The organism is Halorubrum trapanicum (genome assembly GCF_017873555.1).
Lineage (GTDB): Archaea > Halobacteriota > Halobacteria > Halobacteriales > Haloferacaceae > Halorubrum > Halorubrum trapanicum.
In genome coordinates this window covers 289,275-301,608 of the sequence record NZ_JAGGKE010000002.1, presented here as the reverse complement: position 1 = coordinate 301,608, position 12,334 = coordinate 289,275, and the positions used below count along the sequence as shown (strand labels likewise).

The 12,334-nt window shown below is 68.7% G+C and carries 13 protein-coding genes; 5 read left to right on the top strand and 8 right to left on the bottom strand.

Annotation, left to right across the window (positions count from 1 at the left end):
• Positions 1 to 17: 17 nt before the first annotated feature.
• The 3 genes from J2744_RS03945 to J2744_RS03940 all read right to left on the bottom strand — a co-directional run bounded on the left by J2744_RS03945 (position 18) and on the right by J2744_RS03940 (position 2,765).
• Positions 18 to 815 (bottom strand): carbonic anhydrase, encoded by a 798-nt coding sequence (locus J2744_RS03945; protein ID WP_209544806.1) that lies wholly within the window; start codon positions 813 to 815, stop codon positions 18 to 20.
• 93 nt (positions 816 to 908) lie between these two features.
• On the bottom strand, positions 909 to 1,043 hold the full coding sequence (locus J2744_RS15395; protein WP_280921403.1) for a hypothetical protein: 135 nt from the start codon (positions 1,041 to 1,043) through the stop codon (positions 909 to 911).
• A gap of 69 nt (positions 1,044 to 1,112) precedes the next feature.
• Positions 1,113 to 2,765, bottom strand: coding sequence for an ABC transporter substrate-binding protein (locus tag J2744_RS03940; RefSeq protein ID WP_209544804.1), 1,653 nt, complete (start codon positions 2,763 to 2,765; stop codon positions 1,113 to 1,115).
• Positions 2,766 to 2,908: 143 nt separating this feature from the next.
• Here J2744_RS03940 and phoU point away from each other — a divergent pair, with 143 nt between their 5' ends.
• Both phoU and J2744_RS03930 read left to right on the top strand, forming a co-directional pair.
• Entirely contained in the window at positions 2,909 to 3,583 is a 675-nt protein-coding gene (gene phoU, locus J2744_RS03935; RefSeq protein ID WP_209544802.1) for a phosphate signaling complex protein PhoU, read from the top strand.
• A gap of 115 nt (positions 3,584 to 3,698) precedes the next feature.
• Positions 3,699 to 4,043 carry a hypothetical protein gene (locus J2744_RS03930; RefSeq protein WP_209544800.1) on the top strand — a complete coding sequence of 115 codons (345 nt, stop codon included), beginning with the start codon at positions 3,699 to 3,701 and terminating at the stop codon, positions 4,041 to 4,043.
• Between the two features lie 35 nt (positions 4,044 to 4,078).
• Here the strand turns inward: J2744_RS03930 and J2744_RS03925 are convergent, their stop codons facing one another.
• The 5 genes from J2744_RS03925 to J2744_RS03905 all read right to left on the bottom strand — a co-directional run bounded on the left by J2744_RS03925 (position 4,079) and on the right by J2744_RS03905 (position 10,781).
• The gene (locus tag J2744_RS03925; protein WP_209544797.1) at positions 4,079 to 5,485 is read right to left on the bottom strand and encodes a sensor histidine kinase; all 1,407 of its coding nucleotides are present in this window, start codon (positions 5,483 to 5,485) and stop codon (positions 4,079 to 4,081) included.
• 112 nt (positions 5,486 to 5,597) lie between these two features.
• Positions 5,598 to 8,090 (bottom strand): DUF2309 domain-containing protein, encoded by a 2,493-nt coding sequence (locus J2744_RS03920; protein WP_209544795.1) that lies wholly within the window; start codon positions 8,088 to 8,090, stop codon positions 5,598 to 5,600.
• Entirely contained in the window at positions 8,080 to 9,561 is a 1,482-nt protein-coding gene (locus tag J2744_RS03915; RefSeq protein WP_209544793.1) for a proton-conducting transporter transmembrane domain-containing protein, read from the bottom strand. Before J2744_RS03915 ends, J2744_RS03920 begins: the two co-directional genes overlap by 11 nt.
• Before the next feature lie 300 nt (positions 9,562 to 9,861).
• Positions 9,862 to 10,239, bottom strand: coding sequence for a hypothetical protein (locus J2744_RS03910; protein ID WP_209544791.1), 378 nt, complete (start codon positions 10,237 to 10,239; stop codon positions 9,862 to 9,864).
• Between the two features lie 62 nt (positions 10,240 to 10,301).
• Positions 10,302 to 10,781 carry an Lrp/AsnC family transcriptional regulator gene (locus J2744_RS03905; protein ID WP_209544789.1) on the bottom strand — a complete coding sequence of 160 codons (480 nt, stop codon included), beginning with the start codon at positions 10,779 to 10,781 and terminating at the stop codon, positions 10,302 to 10,304.
• A gap of 194 nt (positions 10,782 to 10,975) precedes the next feature.
• On the opposite strand from J2744_RS03905, the gene J2744_RS03900 reads away from it, so the two are divergent.
• The 3 genes from J2744_RS03900 (at position 10,976) to J2744_RS03890 (ending at position 12,223) form a co-directional block, all read left to right on the top strand.
• Positions 10,976 to 11,374 (top strand): acyl-CoA thioesterase, encoded by a 399-nt coding sequence (locus J2744_RS03900; RefSeq protein ID WP_209544787.1) that lies wholly within the window; start codon positions 10,976 to 10,978, stop codon positions 11,372 to 11,374.
• A gap of 79 nt (positions 11,375 to 11,453) precedes the next feature.
• A complete protein-coding gene (locus J2744_RS03895; RefSeq protein WP_209544785.1) occupies positions 11,454 to 11,693 on the top strand; it encodes a glutaredoxin family protein in 240 nt (79 codons plus the stop codon).
• Entirely contained in the window at positions 11,690 to 12,223 is a 534-nt protein-coding gene (locus J2744_RS03890) for a cob(I)yrinic acid a,c-diamide adenosyltransferase (protein ID WP_209544783.1), read from the top strand. The genes J2744_RS03895 and J2744_RS03890 overlap by 4 nt, the downstream gene beginning before the upstream one ends.
• The last annotated feature ends 111 nt before the right edge of the window (positions 12,224 to 12,334 follow it).

The following is a 12,334-nucleotide window of genomic DNA, read 5'->3' as shown; positions in this document are numbered from 1 at the left end:
TCTGAGACGCTCGGCCGCTACAGCAGCGTCGTCACGTGGTCCGCGTGGGCGTCGCCCACGAGTTCGCGCAGCGCCGCGGGGTCCCGCTCGCCGTCGGCGTTGACGAGGTAGACGGCGCCGTCGCGGTCGCCGTAGACGCCGTGGAGGTCGTAGACGAAGCCGTACACCGTCGCGTCGGCCGCCTCCTCGCTCTCGCGGGCGAACGCGACCTGCTCGTGGACGTTGTACTCGACGAGCCGGTCGCGAACCGAGGAAGCGGCAGCACCGTCCGCATCATCGGCCGTCTCATCGCTACCCGACGCGTCGTCGACCGGCGCATCGTCGGCCGTCCAATCGTCGGCCGTCGCGTCGTCGGTCGCTCCCTCGTCGCCTTCGCCGACGACGGCCGGGTCGGCCAGTCCGGACTCGACGATCGGCAGCAGCGCCTCCACGTCGGCGCGGACGCCCGGCTCGGCCGGGAACTCGCCGGTGCGGGCCGCCGCGAGCGCGGCGCCGACCGCGCCGCAGCCGGTGTGGCCGACCACGGCGAGGACCTCGGTGTGGGTGTGGCGGAGCGGGTACGCCACGCTCCCGTCGAGGACGCGCTCGCCGTCGACGAGGGCGCTGACGCTGTTGCCGATGGCACCGGAGGTGAAGAGGAATCCCGGCTCGTCGACGGCGAACATCCCCTCCTGAGAGACGCGCGAGTCGGAACAGCAGACGGAGACCACCCCGGGACGCTGGTCGTCGCGGTGGCGGTCGAAGGCGCCGGGCGCGAGCGCAGCGACGTGATCGTCGTTGCGGTCGAGGAGATCCGCGAGTATCCGCCGGTCCATACCACTCACACCCGGCGGGGAACCAAAAGCGTCGGGGCCGTGAACTGCGCCTTCGGTCCGGGACCGCTCGTCGCCGTCGAAACGGCGGGCCGGTCAGGCGACGAGTCCGACGACCGAGACCAGAACCCCGACGACGAACACCGCGAGGAGCGCGACCGTCGCGATCACGACCGCGGGCGCGAGCGCCTCCTCGTTCTCGTCGAGAACCACGTCTTCCATGTTCGGCATGTCCGAGTCGTCGTCGCGGCGGGGTTTGAACGCTTCGACCGAGTCCCGGTTACTGGATGATCCAGTTCGCTACTGGTCGAGCCACACGTTGTTGTAGTCGCTCACGACCCGCGGGTTGTACTGCGAGCGCGGGTGGGCGACGAAGTCGTTGACGTGGTCGCGGACGCCGATGGAGACGCGCAGGCTGTAGCTGGGGAGGTGAACCCGGTCTTCGAGCACCGTCGGGATGATCGACTCGTAGAGATCGCGCCGCTCGTCGATGTCGCTGGCGCGGCGCGCCTCGATGATCTCGTCCATGAGCTCGTCGTTCTCGTAGTAGGTCCCGTTGGTGGCGCCGATCTGGCCGTCGTGGAACAGGTTGTACACGTACGAGTCGGGGTCGGGACCGCCGAGCCAGCCCAGCGCGTACATGTTGTAGTCGTCCTCGTTGCCGGTGTCGTAGGTGTCGAGGAAGGTTCCCCAGTCGTACCGGCGCACCTCCGCCTCGTAGCCGGCCTCGTTCAGCCCGTTCGAGACCGAGATGCCGATCTGTTCGCGGAGGTCGTCCGGCGGGACGATGATCCGGAAGTTGTAGTCCTCGGGCACGCCCGCGTCCGCGAGCAGCTCCCCGGCGCGGTCGACGTCGCGGTCGTGGCCGATGTCCGCCCAGTCGTCGACCGGGAAGTCCCACGAGTCCGCGACCGGGAGCGGCACCGGCGCGTAGTTGCGCTCGCCAGCCGGTTCGATGAAGTTCGAGACCGCTTGGTCCATCGAGACGGCGTAATCGATCGCCTCGCGGACCTGCGGGTCGGCGGTCGGTCCCTCGTTACAGTTGAACGCGATGTAGTAGTAGGAGATGCCCGGCTCCGACTGGAGCGACATGTTGTCCGCGTTCCGAACCGTCTCCCACGTCTGCGGCGTGATCCCGTCCGCGACGTCCGACTCGCCGGTCTCTAAGGAGACGACGCGCGTCGTGCTCTCCTCGACGGGTTCGAAGCGGAGGCGGTCCAGGTACGGCTCCGGATCGCCCCAGTAGTCGTCCCACTTCACCAGGTCGACGAACTCGCCTTCCGTCCAGTCGTCGAACTCGAACGGTCCCGAGCCGACCGGCGATTCGAGGTTGAACGCGTCCTTGTCCGCCTCCCGGACCGACTCGGGGACCACGCTCCGCGTCAGCGCGAGCGTGTAGAACGGGCCGTACCCGTACTGGAGGTCGATCTGGACCGTCCGGTCGTCGACGACCTCGACGGTGTCTATCATCTCCACGTCCGGCGCGTTGGCGGTCTCCTCCTCGACCGGCGCGAGAAGCGAGTACCGGACGTCTTCAGCGGTGACCGGGTCGCCGTTCTGGAAGCGCGGCCCGTCTCGCAGTTCGACGACGTACCGCGTCCCGTCGCGTTCGACGGTCGGCTCCTCGCTCGCGAGGTGCGGAACCGGGTTGGTGCTCTCGTCGTAGGCGTACAGCGGCTCGAACACCTGCGAACACACCTGCTGCGAGTAGATGTCGTTGACGACGATCGGGTCGAACTCGATCGGCGACACCTGCTGTGAGTACACCAGTTCCCCGCCGGCGACCGGCTCGGCGCTCCCGGTCCCGTCGTCGGTTCCGTTCGAGTTCCCGTCCGTTCCGTTGCCGGTGCCGTCGGAGCCGCGGCCGGCACAGCCCGCGATAGCCCCGGCGGTCACCCCGGTCGCGAGGCCGCGCAGGACGCGCCGCCGCGACGGATCGAGTTTCCGTGACATGCTGGTCAGTTTCGCCCCGCCCTATAAGTCACCGGACACACGGGCAGCGTTCGACCGTACGTCGGATCACCGGAGATTCCGTCCGGTACTCCGCGGCCGCCGACGTGTTTTTGTGCGTCGGGCGTGGCGGATACGCCAACACGATGCCACGCGAACAGTACCAGACAAAACTGGAAGGACTCCGCGACGACGTCCTCTACATGAGCGAAGTGGTCGCCGAGCGCCTCCGCATGGGACTCGACGCCCTCGAACGGCAGGACGGGGAACTTGGCGAGGAAGTGATCACCGGCGACGCCGAGATCAACGACCTCTACCTCGAACTGGAGGGGCAGTGTACGGACCTCATCGCGCTCCAGCAGCCGGTCGCCGGCGACCTGCGGTTCATCGCGGCGTCGTTCAAGATTATCACCGACCTCGAACGGATCGCTGACCTCGCGACGAACCTCGGGGAGTACGCCAAGCGGGCCGACCGCGAGGTGTTCCCCGACGTCGACGTCCAGCGCATCGGCGACGACACGCTGGCGATGCTCGACGAGGCGATGGCGGCGTACGCGGAGTCGGACTCCGACCGGTGTTACGCCGTCGCCGAGGCGGACGACGACGTCGACGCCGCCTGCGAGGCCGCGAGCGACCTCGTCGTCCGCGACCTGATCGAGCGCGACGAGCTGCGCGACGACGAGGACGTGGAGGCGACGATGCAGAACGTCTCGCGGCTCCTGCTCACGATCCGCGACCTCGAACGGGTCGGCGACCACGCGGTCAACATCGCCGCCCGGTCGCTGTACATGATCGAGAACGACGACGAGCTGCTGTACTGAGCTGGATTCACCGCGGTTCGATATCACACTCCCGTCCGGACGACTCTCCGGTACGTGTCATCCGAGGGGAGTCTGTCCCCCTGTTATATCCCTCTGAGTCGAGACGGGACGGTGTATGGTACTGGGAGCTATCGTCTCGTTCGTCGTCGCGCTGTTGGTCGGTGGATTAGGGATTTACATTAGCGGCCGCGTCGTCGCGGGCGTCGACGACTACTCGCACGCGGTGGTCACGGCGCTCTTCGGCGCCCTCGCGTGGGCGATCGGGTCGCTGATCCCCCTGATCGGGTCGCTGGTCGCGCTGATCGCGTGGGTGTGGGTGATCAAGTGGCGGTATCCCGGCGGCTGGAAGGACGCGGCGATCATGGGGCTGGTCGCGTGGGCCGCCGCGCTGGTCGTCATCGCAGTCCTGAACGGCGTTCTCGACCTCAGCATCAGCGCGTTCGGCGTCCCGGGCGTCTGAATCGTCCCCGGTCGGTTCGGTTCCGTCCCTCGGTTTCAGGTTACGATCTCGAAGCGGGCGCCGCTGGCCGCGTGGTCGGCGACGCGGATCTCCCAGCCGTGCGCGTCGACGATCCGTTCGACGATCGCGAGTCCGAACCCGCTGCCGTCCTCCCGAGTCGTGTGTCCCTTCTCGAAGACACGTTCGCGCTCCTCGGGCGGAACGCCGGGTCCGTCGTCTTCGATGAACACGCCGCTCTCGTCGGGCAGTACGCCGGCGGTGAGCGTGACGTCGCTGCCGCCGTGTTCGACGGCGTTGCGGACGATGTTCTCGACCGCCTCGGTGAGTCGCGCGGAGTCGCACGACAGCGTGACGCTCCCCGTAACGCGTAGAGTGCTTTCCGGTGCCCGGACGTTCTCGTAGCTCTTCGCGACGATCTCTTCGTACGGAACGTCGTGCCGATCGCCGAGCGTCTTGCCCTCCTTCGCGAGCGCCAGCAGCTCGTCGATGAGCTCGCTCATGCGCGTGACGGCGTTCAGCGCCGTGTCGATGCGGTCGTCGTCGCTCTCCGAGGCCGCGAGGCTGAGGTTGCCGGCCGCGACGTTCAACGGATTCCGGAGGTCGTGCGACACCGTCGTGGTGAACTCCTCCAGCTGGTCGACCGTCTCGGTCAGCTCCCGCTGGTACAGCTTCCGGTCGGTGATGTCGCGCGTCAGCCCGACGAGCGAGGTGGTCTCACCGTCCTCGTTGGTGATGGGCTTGCACCGCGATTCGATCCAGAGCCGCACCGCGTCGGACTTCTCGACCCTGTACTCGACCACCTGCGGCGTCCCCTTCGAGCACGACTCCATCGCCTGCCGAACGCGGTCCACGTCGTCTCCGTGTATCCGGTCGAGGAACGTCGTCGGATCGTCCCGAAGCTCCGCCGGCGGCTGCCCGAAGATCGCCTCGTGACCGTCGTTGATGAACCGCAGCTCGTCCCACGTCGGGGAGAAGACCCACCACACCTGGTCGGTCACGGCGGCGATCTCGCGGAGCCGCTCGTTCGTCCGGTCCCGCTCCCGCTGCGCCCGCCGGTGTTCGACGTAGGTGACGATCTTCCGAGCGAGCAGCGGGGCCTGGTTCTCGACGGTGTCCTGGACGACGTAGTCCGTGACGCCGGCCTCGATGCTCTCGCTCGCGACGGCTTCGGTCCCGGTGTTCGTGAAGAGCAGGAAGGGGAGATCCGGACGCTCCTCGCGAACGCGCTTCAGAAATTCGACCCCGGTCACGTCCGGCATGTGGTGATCGCAGAGCACGCAGTCGATCGCCTCCGCCTCCAGCAGCCGCTCTCCCTCGACGGCGGAGTCCGCCGTCTCGATCCGGAGCCGGTCGCTCTCGTTGCGTAGCTGCGTGGAGACCAGCTCTCGAAGCTGGTCGTCGTCGTTGACGTACAGCAGGTCAACGGGCCGTTCGCTCCTCATACCGCCGAGAGCCGAGCGAACCGAATAGGGGTTGTCCCGCGACAATCAGTATTGATACCGTGCGCGGCGCCCGGGACCGCAAGCGGTGGTCTCGGGCACCCGAAATGCGGACTCAGTCGTCCGCGACGGCGGGAGCGGTCGGCGCCTCGGCCGGCGGTTCGGTCCGCTCGGACTCGGACAGCGGCGTCCACTCCAGCTCTTCCTCGTAGTGGAACGCGCGGTGCCCCTGCGTCGGGTCGACGACCGTCAGCGAGAGCCAGTCGTTGTCAAGCAGTTCGGCCACCGCCTCGTTGTCGGCCAAGACCTCGGTGACGCGGTCGACCGGCGCGTGGAGGACCGTCGAGAGGCGGAGCGGCTGGTGGTACGGCTCGTCGGCGGCGGCCATGACCGACTGGAGCGGTAGCCCGGTCATCAGGTCCCCGCCGTTGCCCTGATAGACGCCGACGTTCCCGACCGGGTTGTGGGTCACCTTCGACCCGCTCCCGTACGCCGCGTTATCGACCGTCGAGAAGTAGTACTGCGCGTTGATCCACTGGGTGACGACCATCGGGCCGGTGAGGATCGCTTCGAGCGCGTCGCCGTCGGGGTCGGTCGCCCAGTCGTACGAGTGGAGGAAGGCGCGCCCGTCGAGGTCGAGGTCGCTCGTCAGCTCGCGGGGACCGACGACGAACCCGGCGTTACCGGCCAACCCCCACTCCGGGCGCGTCTCGGCCCAGTCGCCGGCGCGGCGTTCCGCCTCCTCGACGCCCGTCGCGTCGCCGTGAGTCGCCGAGTCGTCGTCCGCGTCCCCGACCCGTTCGGCGGTCGCGTTCTCGCGTGCCGCGTCGAGGTCCGCGCGCAGCCGAGCGAGGTCCGCGGCGTGCGAGTCGGGCACGTCGCCGTCGTACAGCTCGATCTCGTCGGTCGTCGTGTTGTGTTCCGCGGCGAGGAAGAGCGTGTCGTCGGGCACGTCGTGGCCGCGCTCGCGCAGATCCGCCCTGACCTCGGGGTCGTTACAGATCGCGGCGAGAGCGCGGGCGTTCGGCCCGCCGGGATTGCCGGCGCAGGCGCCGCAGTCCAGGCTGGAGTCGTAGGGGTTGTTGGCCGTCTCGGCCGCGTGCCCGGTGAAGACGACGAGGCGACCGAACTCCTCTACGCCCATCAGATCGAAGGCGGTCGCGGCGTACTCGACCTTCTCGTCGCGGGTCAACCCCGCCGGAAGCCCCTCGCCGGAGCCGTCACGCCGGTGAACGCCCGGCTCGCAGAACTCGTGGTCGTCGGGCGCCGAGTCGTCGGCCGCGGCGAGCAGGTCGGCCACCCGTCCGGGAACGAGCGTGCGCGCCGCGAGCGCGACCCCGTATCCGCTCCCGGCGCCCTCGACGAAGCTGAACGCGGTGGCGGGGTTGGACTTCAGCGTCTCGATCACCTCGCCGGCGGCCTCGCGGAAGTCCGTCCAGCGGTCGCGACTGGCCCGCGCGTCCTCGTCGGTCGGCACCTCGGAAACCCGGTGTTGCGCGTCGACGATGGGGGGACAGGCGTCGACGGACACGTCGGCGTCGTACCCCCGGTACTCCATCGGGACGCCGAAGAAGCCGGCGTACCCGTGGGTCTCGTAGTCGCCGGTCGCCTCGACGTGACGCCGAATGACCTCCGAGCGCGTGTCGATACAGAAGACCAGCTGCGCGTCCGGCCGCGCCGACGCGCCGCCGTCGGCGCGGGCGTCGCTCGCCTCGGCGCGGGCCTCGCTCTCGGCGGCGACCCGCTCGACCAGCTCGCCGCGGTAGCTCGCCTCCCACGCGCTCAGGAACGCGTCCGCCAGTTCGACTGTCGTCTCGGTCTCCGCGTCGCCCGGATCGGACGAGGGGGAGACGTCGGCGTCGAAGGCGTCGAGTAAGGCGATCCGGACCGCGAGGTACCCTTCGAGGGTGATCGGGTGCGCGGCCTGCCACGCGCCGCCGTCCGCGGCGCGGCGCTTGATCAGCCCGGTCCAGCCGGGGAGCGCGGCGAACTGCGCCTCGAAGACGGAGTTCCACCGCCCCTCGGGGTACGGCGCCAACACGGACTCGACGGCCTCGATCGGCGACGCCGGGAGGTCGGCCACGACGCCCTCGTCGGGTATCTCGTCGTCGTACGGGACCACCGACCGGAAGGCGTCGTAGAACCCGTCCTCCCGGTTCGGCATCGACCACTCCGCCTGCCCCTCGTCGAGGAACGCCGACAGCCACTTCGCGAGCACGCGGTCGACCCGTTCGGCCTCCGGGTCCTCGGTCTCGCCGTCGCCGGACGGCCCTCCGCGCTCGCCGCCGGTCGGATCCGTCGTCTCGCCGCCGGTCTCCATCCGCTCCAGCAGCGTCTCGGGGTCGTCATCGTACCCCCGCTCGGCCAGCTCCGCGTCGAGCAGTTCCGGGTCGATCCGGCCGTCGTCGAGGGCCGCCCGGAACGTCTCCGGACTCGGATAGCCGCGACCGCCGAGGAGGTCTGCCGCCCGAGGCACGGCCTCGGCGAACGGTTCGTCCTCAAAGCCGGAAAGCGGGTTGGCCGTCACGAACGAGTGGATCGGCCAGACCGAACCGACGGTGGTCGCGGCTTCGTCGATGCTCTCTCTGATGGCGCGTTCAGTGCTCATCGTATTCCTCCGTGGCGGTCAACACCGTCTCCGGGGCGGGTTGCCCCGCGTTCAGCAACGCGACGTAGAGGCGCTCGCTCCGCTCGTGGACGCCGGTCTCGATCGCGACGTACGCCGCGAGGAAGGCGACGGCGACGAGCGCGTGGAGCGCGGTCAGTTCGGTCGGCGCGGAGACCATCGGCACCCCGGCGAGGACGCTCGAAACGGCCTCGTAGACGAGCGCGTAGCCCGCGATGGCCGGCAGGAAGACCAGCGGGATCGCGCCGTAGCGGGCCGCCGGCGACAGCGCGGTCTGCCGGAGGGCGCTCCGGGCCGCGTGGAGCGTCGTGAGCGCGACGAGCGCCGCGAGCAGCAGTCCGCTGTCGACGCTCGTGCCCTTCCCAGTGAGGACCGCGAACGTCGCGCCGCCCGCCAGTCCGGTCGCCAGCACGACGACCGCGCCGACGGCGCTCGTCTCGGAGTGGGCCTCCTCGGTCGGGACCGCGTGCTCGACCTCCTCGCCCGCGCTGAGGAAGTGGTACGCCTTGTAGAAGCCGTGGACGATCAGGTGCGTGATCGCGGCCCCGAAGAAGCCGAGACCGGCCTGCATGATCATGAACCCCATCTGTCCGACCGTCGAACAGCCCAGTTCGCTTTTCACGTCCGGCTGGACCGTCTTGAGCAGCTTGCCCAGCAGGGCGCTGGTCGCCCCCACGGCCACGACGCCGAGCATGAGCGCGGCGTCGACGGTCACGACCGGGGCGAAGCGGGTCAACAGGACGCCCCCCGCGTTGACGAACCCGGCGTGCATCAGCGCCGAGGCGGGCGTCGGGGCGGTCATCGAGGAGAGCAGCCAGCCGTGGAACGGGACGAGCGCCGACTGGAGCATCGCCGCGAGGACGAGCGCGACCGCGGCGACGACCCACGCGGGGCCGCCGAGACCGTCGGCGCTCGCGGCGACGCCGGAGACCGTCGTCGCGCCCGTCGCCCACCACAGCGCCGCGAGCGCGACGCCGAGGAGCGCGCTGCTCGCGAGGAAGGACCGCCGAGCGACGCTCGCGGCCGCCCGCGCCTGCGGCCAGCCGTCGACGGTCCCGATGAGCCGCGCCATCAGCAGCCCCATCGCCAGCCAGCACAGCCAGAACAGCGCGACGTGGTCGGCCGCGACGAGCGCCATCACGGCGAGCGTGAACGCGAAGACCCCGAGGAAGAAGTCGGTCACGTGGGCGCTCCCGGCCATGTAGCGGCGCGAGTAGCTGTGAACGATCCCGCTGAAGAAGGTGACAACAACCCACAGCAGGACGGTCAGCCCGTCGACGGCGACCGCGCCGGGGATCTCCCACGCCCCCCCGAGTCGGACTCGGGCGACGAGCGCGGCGACGCTCGCGGCGAACAGCGACCACGCGAGCCACGTCAATACCGCGGGGACGGACGACGACTCGCCCGTCTCCCGGAGCGCTCCGACCGTCGGCTTCGAGGTGCGTCCTGACATCGTTCGACTCTTCGCACGACCGCTCGGAACCCGCATCGCCCCGGACTCCGATTTCGGTCGTCTCTACCCAGTTTTGAGAACATAATGTCTATTAAAACTGTCTGTATTCACAAAACGTTCGAAAGAACCTGATTATAGAACGTTATGTTTATCGGCGTTCCGACCGGCAGGTCAGCCTCTCGGCGACACACCACGACCCACGTCACGAAACGCCCCGTCTACGTGGCTCCGTTGGAATCCGCTTCTTCAGATAGATTCTCGCCTGAAACGGGCGATCGATGAGCGTTGTGTATCCACTACCTATCTCGAATTTTGGACGACGTGAACAATCGCGCCGGTGGCGGCGGCGGCGATGAAACAACCGAATCCGTATATAAGTGCGATCGAAAAGAACGGTCCCAGACCCTGTGCCAGTAATTCCGGACTCCCTGTATCGATCGCGGCGCGTACACCGCTACCGAATCCGAAAACCGCCGCGAACACGACGGCAGTGAGTACACCGGCCTTCGAACTCTCGACTATCGATTCCGCGAGATCGGTACTTCTCCTGCCGATGGCCCCACCCGCTACCGCTCCGCCGAGCGCCCACCCGTCCGGGCCGATGAGTTCGCCTGCGATAATACCAACCGCCGAGCCGATGACTACGCCCGTAATGACGGTCCTGGTGAAAAATCGCATACCGTGGTTTGTACTTGTTTTTTAAAGGTATGGGGCCGACCCGTTAGGGAATTAGCGAGTCGCTATCCGTCGTCGCGCCCCTCGGTGTCGAACCTCCCGAAGGGGGTCGTCTCGTGGGTCCGCACGAGGACCTCGTCGGCGACGGTGACGCCCATGTCGAGGAGCGCCTGCGCCACGGGCGTGATGTCGTTGTCCGACTCGCCGACGACGGTCACGAGGAGGTTCTGTTCGCCGGTCACCAGCTCCTGGACCGACACGACGCCGTCGATCTCCAGGATGTCGGGGATCAGTTCGCCGCGCTCCGGTATCGACGCGGTGCAGTAGAGCAGCATCCGGAGCGGATACCCCGACCGCTGGTAGTCGACGTTGGCGCTGTACCCCTTGATCACGCCGTCGGACTCGAGGCGCCCGATCCGCTTGCGGACGGTGCTGTCGGAGGTTCCGGTCCGCTCCGCGATGTCCCCGGACGACGTGTTTCGGGCGTCGGCCTGCAGCGCGTACAGGATCGCCCTGTCGACGTCGTCGATCGCTCCGTTGTCCATACCCCCTTAGTTGGCGCGTGTCGTTTTTATACGTTGGCAGCTCGTCGGCCCGGTTCCGACGCGTCCGTCGCCGTCGATCCCGACGTGTCCGGCGTCCTTCCGATCCCGACGTGTCCGGCGTCCTTCCGATCCCGACGTGTCCGGCGTCCTTCCGATCCCGACGCCTACATACGATCGCCGTTAGTGGGTCGGATATGGGAACGTACACCGCGGACATCGACGTGCGGTTCCGCGACATCGACGCGATGGGCCACGTCAACAACGCCGTCTACGCGACGTACATCGAGCAGGCGCGGACGCGGTACTTCCGCGACGTCCTCGACGCCGACATCTCGCGGGCGTCGACCGTGCTGGCGTCGATCTCGATCGACTTCCGGCGCCCGGTCGAACTCGCCGACGGCGAGGTCACCGTCACCGTCGACGTGGCCGACCTCGGGCGATCGAGCGCGACGATGACCCACGAGGTCCGGGTCGGCGACGCCGTCGCCGCGGAGGCCGAGGCGACGCTCGTCTCGCTCGACCCCGACACCGGCGAGCCGGCGCCGATCCCGGAGGAACACCGGGCCGGGATGGAGTCGTACCACGACCTCTGAACCGGCCGGGACGACTCCCCCGGTGACCGAGGGTGAGCCGGACGCACACCTTCTTGACGCCGCGGACGGATCGATCGGTATGAGCGTTCGACTGTACGCCCTCGACGGGTGTCCGTGGTGCGAGAAGGTCGCCGACGCCCTAGACGACGCGGGCGTCGAGTACGAGACCGAGTGGGTGGAAGCGCTCCACTCCGAGCGGAACGAGGTCAAGCGCGTCAGCGGCCAGCGTGGCGTCCCCGTCCTCGTCGACGCGGAGCGCGGCGTGACGATGGCCGAGAGCGCGAACATCGTCGAGTACGTCGAGAGGACCCTCGCATGAGCATCTACACCGGCCGCGGCGACGAGGGCGAGACCGACCTCCGGGACATGAGCCGCGTCTCGAAGTCGAGCCACCGCATCGAGGCGTACGGTTCCGTCGACGAGGCGAACGCGCTACTCGGGACGGTCCGCCCGACGGGCCACGACGATGTCGACGACCTCCTGGAGACGGTTCAGAACCACCTCCACGTCGTTCAGGCGGACCTCGCGAACCCGGACCCCGACCCGGACGACCCGCAGGTCGAGAGCGACCACACCGAGGAGTTAGAGGAGCACATCGACGCGTTCGACGAGGAGCTGGAACCGCTCCGGTCGTTCATCCTGCCCGGCGGCGGCGAGGCGGGTGCGGCGCTCCACCACGCGCGCACCGTCGTGCGACGCGCCGAACGCCGGGTCGTCGACCTCGCGCGCTCGGAGCCGATAAACGAGGCCGTCGTCACCTACCTCAACCGGCTCTCCGACCTCCTGTTCACGCTCGGTCGGGTCGTCAACGCGCGGGACGGCGAGCCGGAGGAGTCGCCCTCGTACTGATTCCCGGTCCCGGATTCGTCCCGACCGCCCCCGGATTCGTCCCGACCGCCCCCGGATTCGTCCCGACCGGCTCCGTTTCCGGTCCCGAGCGCGCGACTTTTCCCCGTGCCG

Excerpts from the sequence above, each read along its gene's own strand:
- J2744_RS03925 (WP_209544797.1), bottom strand. The coding sequence starts at position 5,485 with ATGAGGAGCGAACGGCCCGTTGACCTGCTGTACGTCAACGACGACGAC.
- J2744_RS03890 (WP_209544783.1), top strand. The coding sequence starts at position 11,690 with ATGAGCATCTACACCGGCCGCGGCGACGAGGGCGAGACCGACCTCCGG.
- J2744_RS03905 (WP_209544789.1), bottom strand. The coding sequence starts at position 10,781 with ATGGACAACGGAGCGATCGACGACGTCGACAGGGCGATCCTGTACGCG.
- J2744_RS03940 (WP_209544804.1), bottom strand. The coding sequence starts at position 2,765 with ATGTCACGGAAACTCGATCCGTCGCGGCGGCGCGTCCTGCGCGGCCTC.
- J2744_RS03945 (WP_209544806.1), bottom strand. The coding sequence starts at position 815 with ATGGACCGGCGGATACTCGCGGATCTCCTCGACCGCAACGACGATCAC.
- J2744_RS03895 (WP_209544785.1), top strand. The coding sequence starts at position 11,454 with ATGAGCGTTCGACTGTACGCCCTCGACGGGTGTCCGTGGTGCGAGAAG.
- J2744_RS03910 (WP_209544791.1), bottom strand. The coding sequence starts at position 10,239 with ATGCGATTTTTCACCAGGACCGTCATTACGGGCGTAGTCATCGGCTCG.
- J2744_RS03915 (WP_209544793.1), bottom strand. The coding sequence starts at position 9,561 with ATGTCAGGACGCACCTCGAAGCCGACGGTCGGAGCGCTCCGGGAGACG.
- phoU (WP_209544802.1), top strand. The coding sequence starts at position 2,909 with ATGCCACGCGAACAGTACCAGACAAAACTGGAAGGACTCCGCGACGAC.
- J2744_RS03920 (WP_209544795.1), bottom strand. The coding sequence starts at position 8,090 with ATGAGCACTGAACGCGCCATCAGAGAGAGCATCGACGAAGCCGCGACC.
- J2744_RS03900 (WP_209544787.1), top strand. The coding sequence starts at position 10,976 with ATGGGAACGTACACCGCGGACATCGACGTGCGGTTCCGCGACATCGAC.
- J2744_RS03930 (WP_209544800.1), top strand. The coding sequence starts at position 3,699 with ATGGTACTGGGAGCTATCGTCTCGTTCGTCGTCGCGCTGTTGGTCGGT.
- J2744_RS15395 (WP_280921403.1), bottom strand. The coding sequence starts at position 1,043 with ATGCCGAACATGGAAGACGTGGTTCTCGACGAGAACGAGGAGGCGCTC.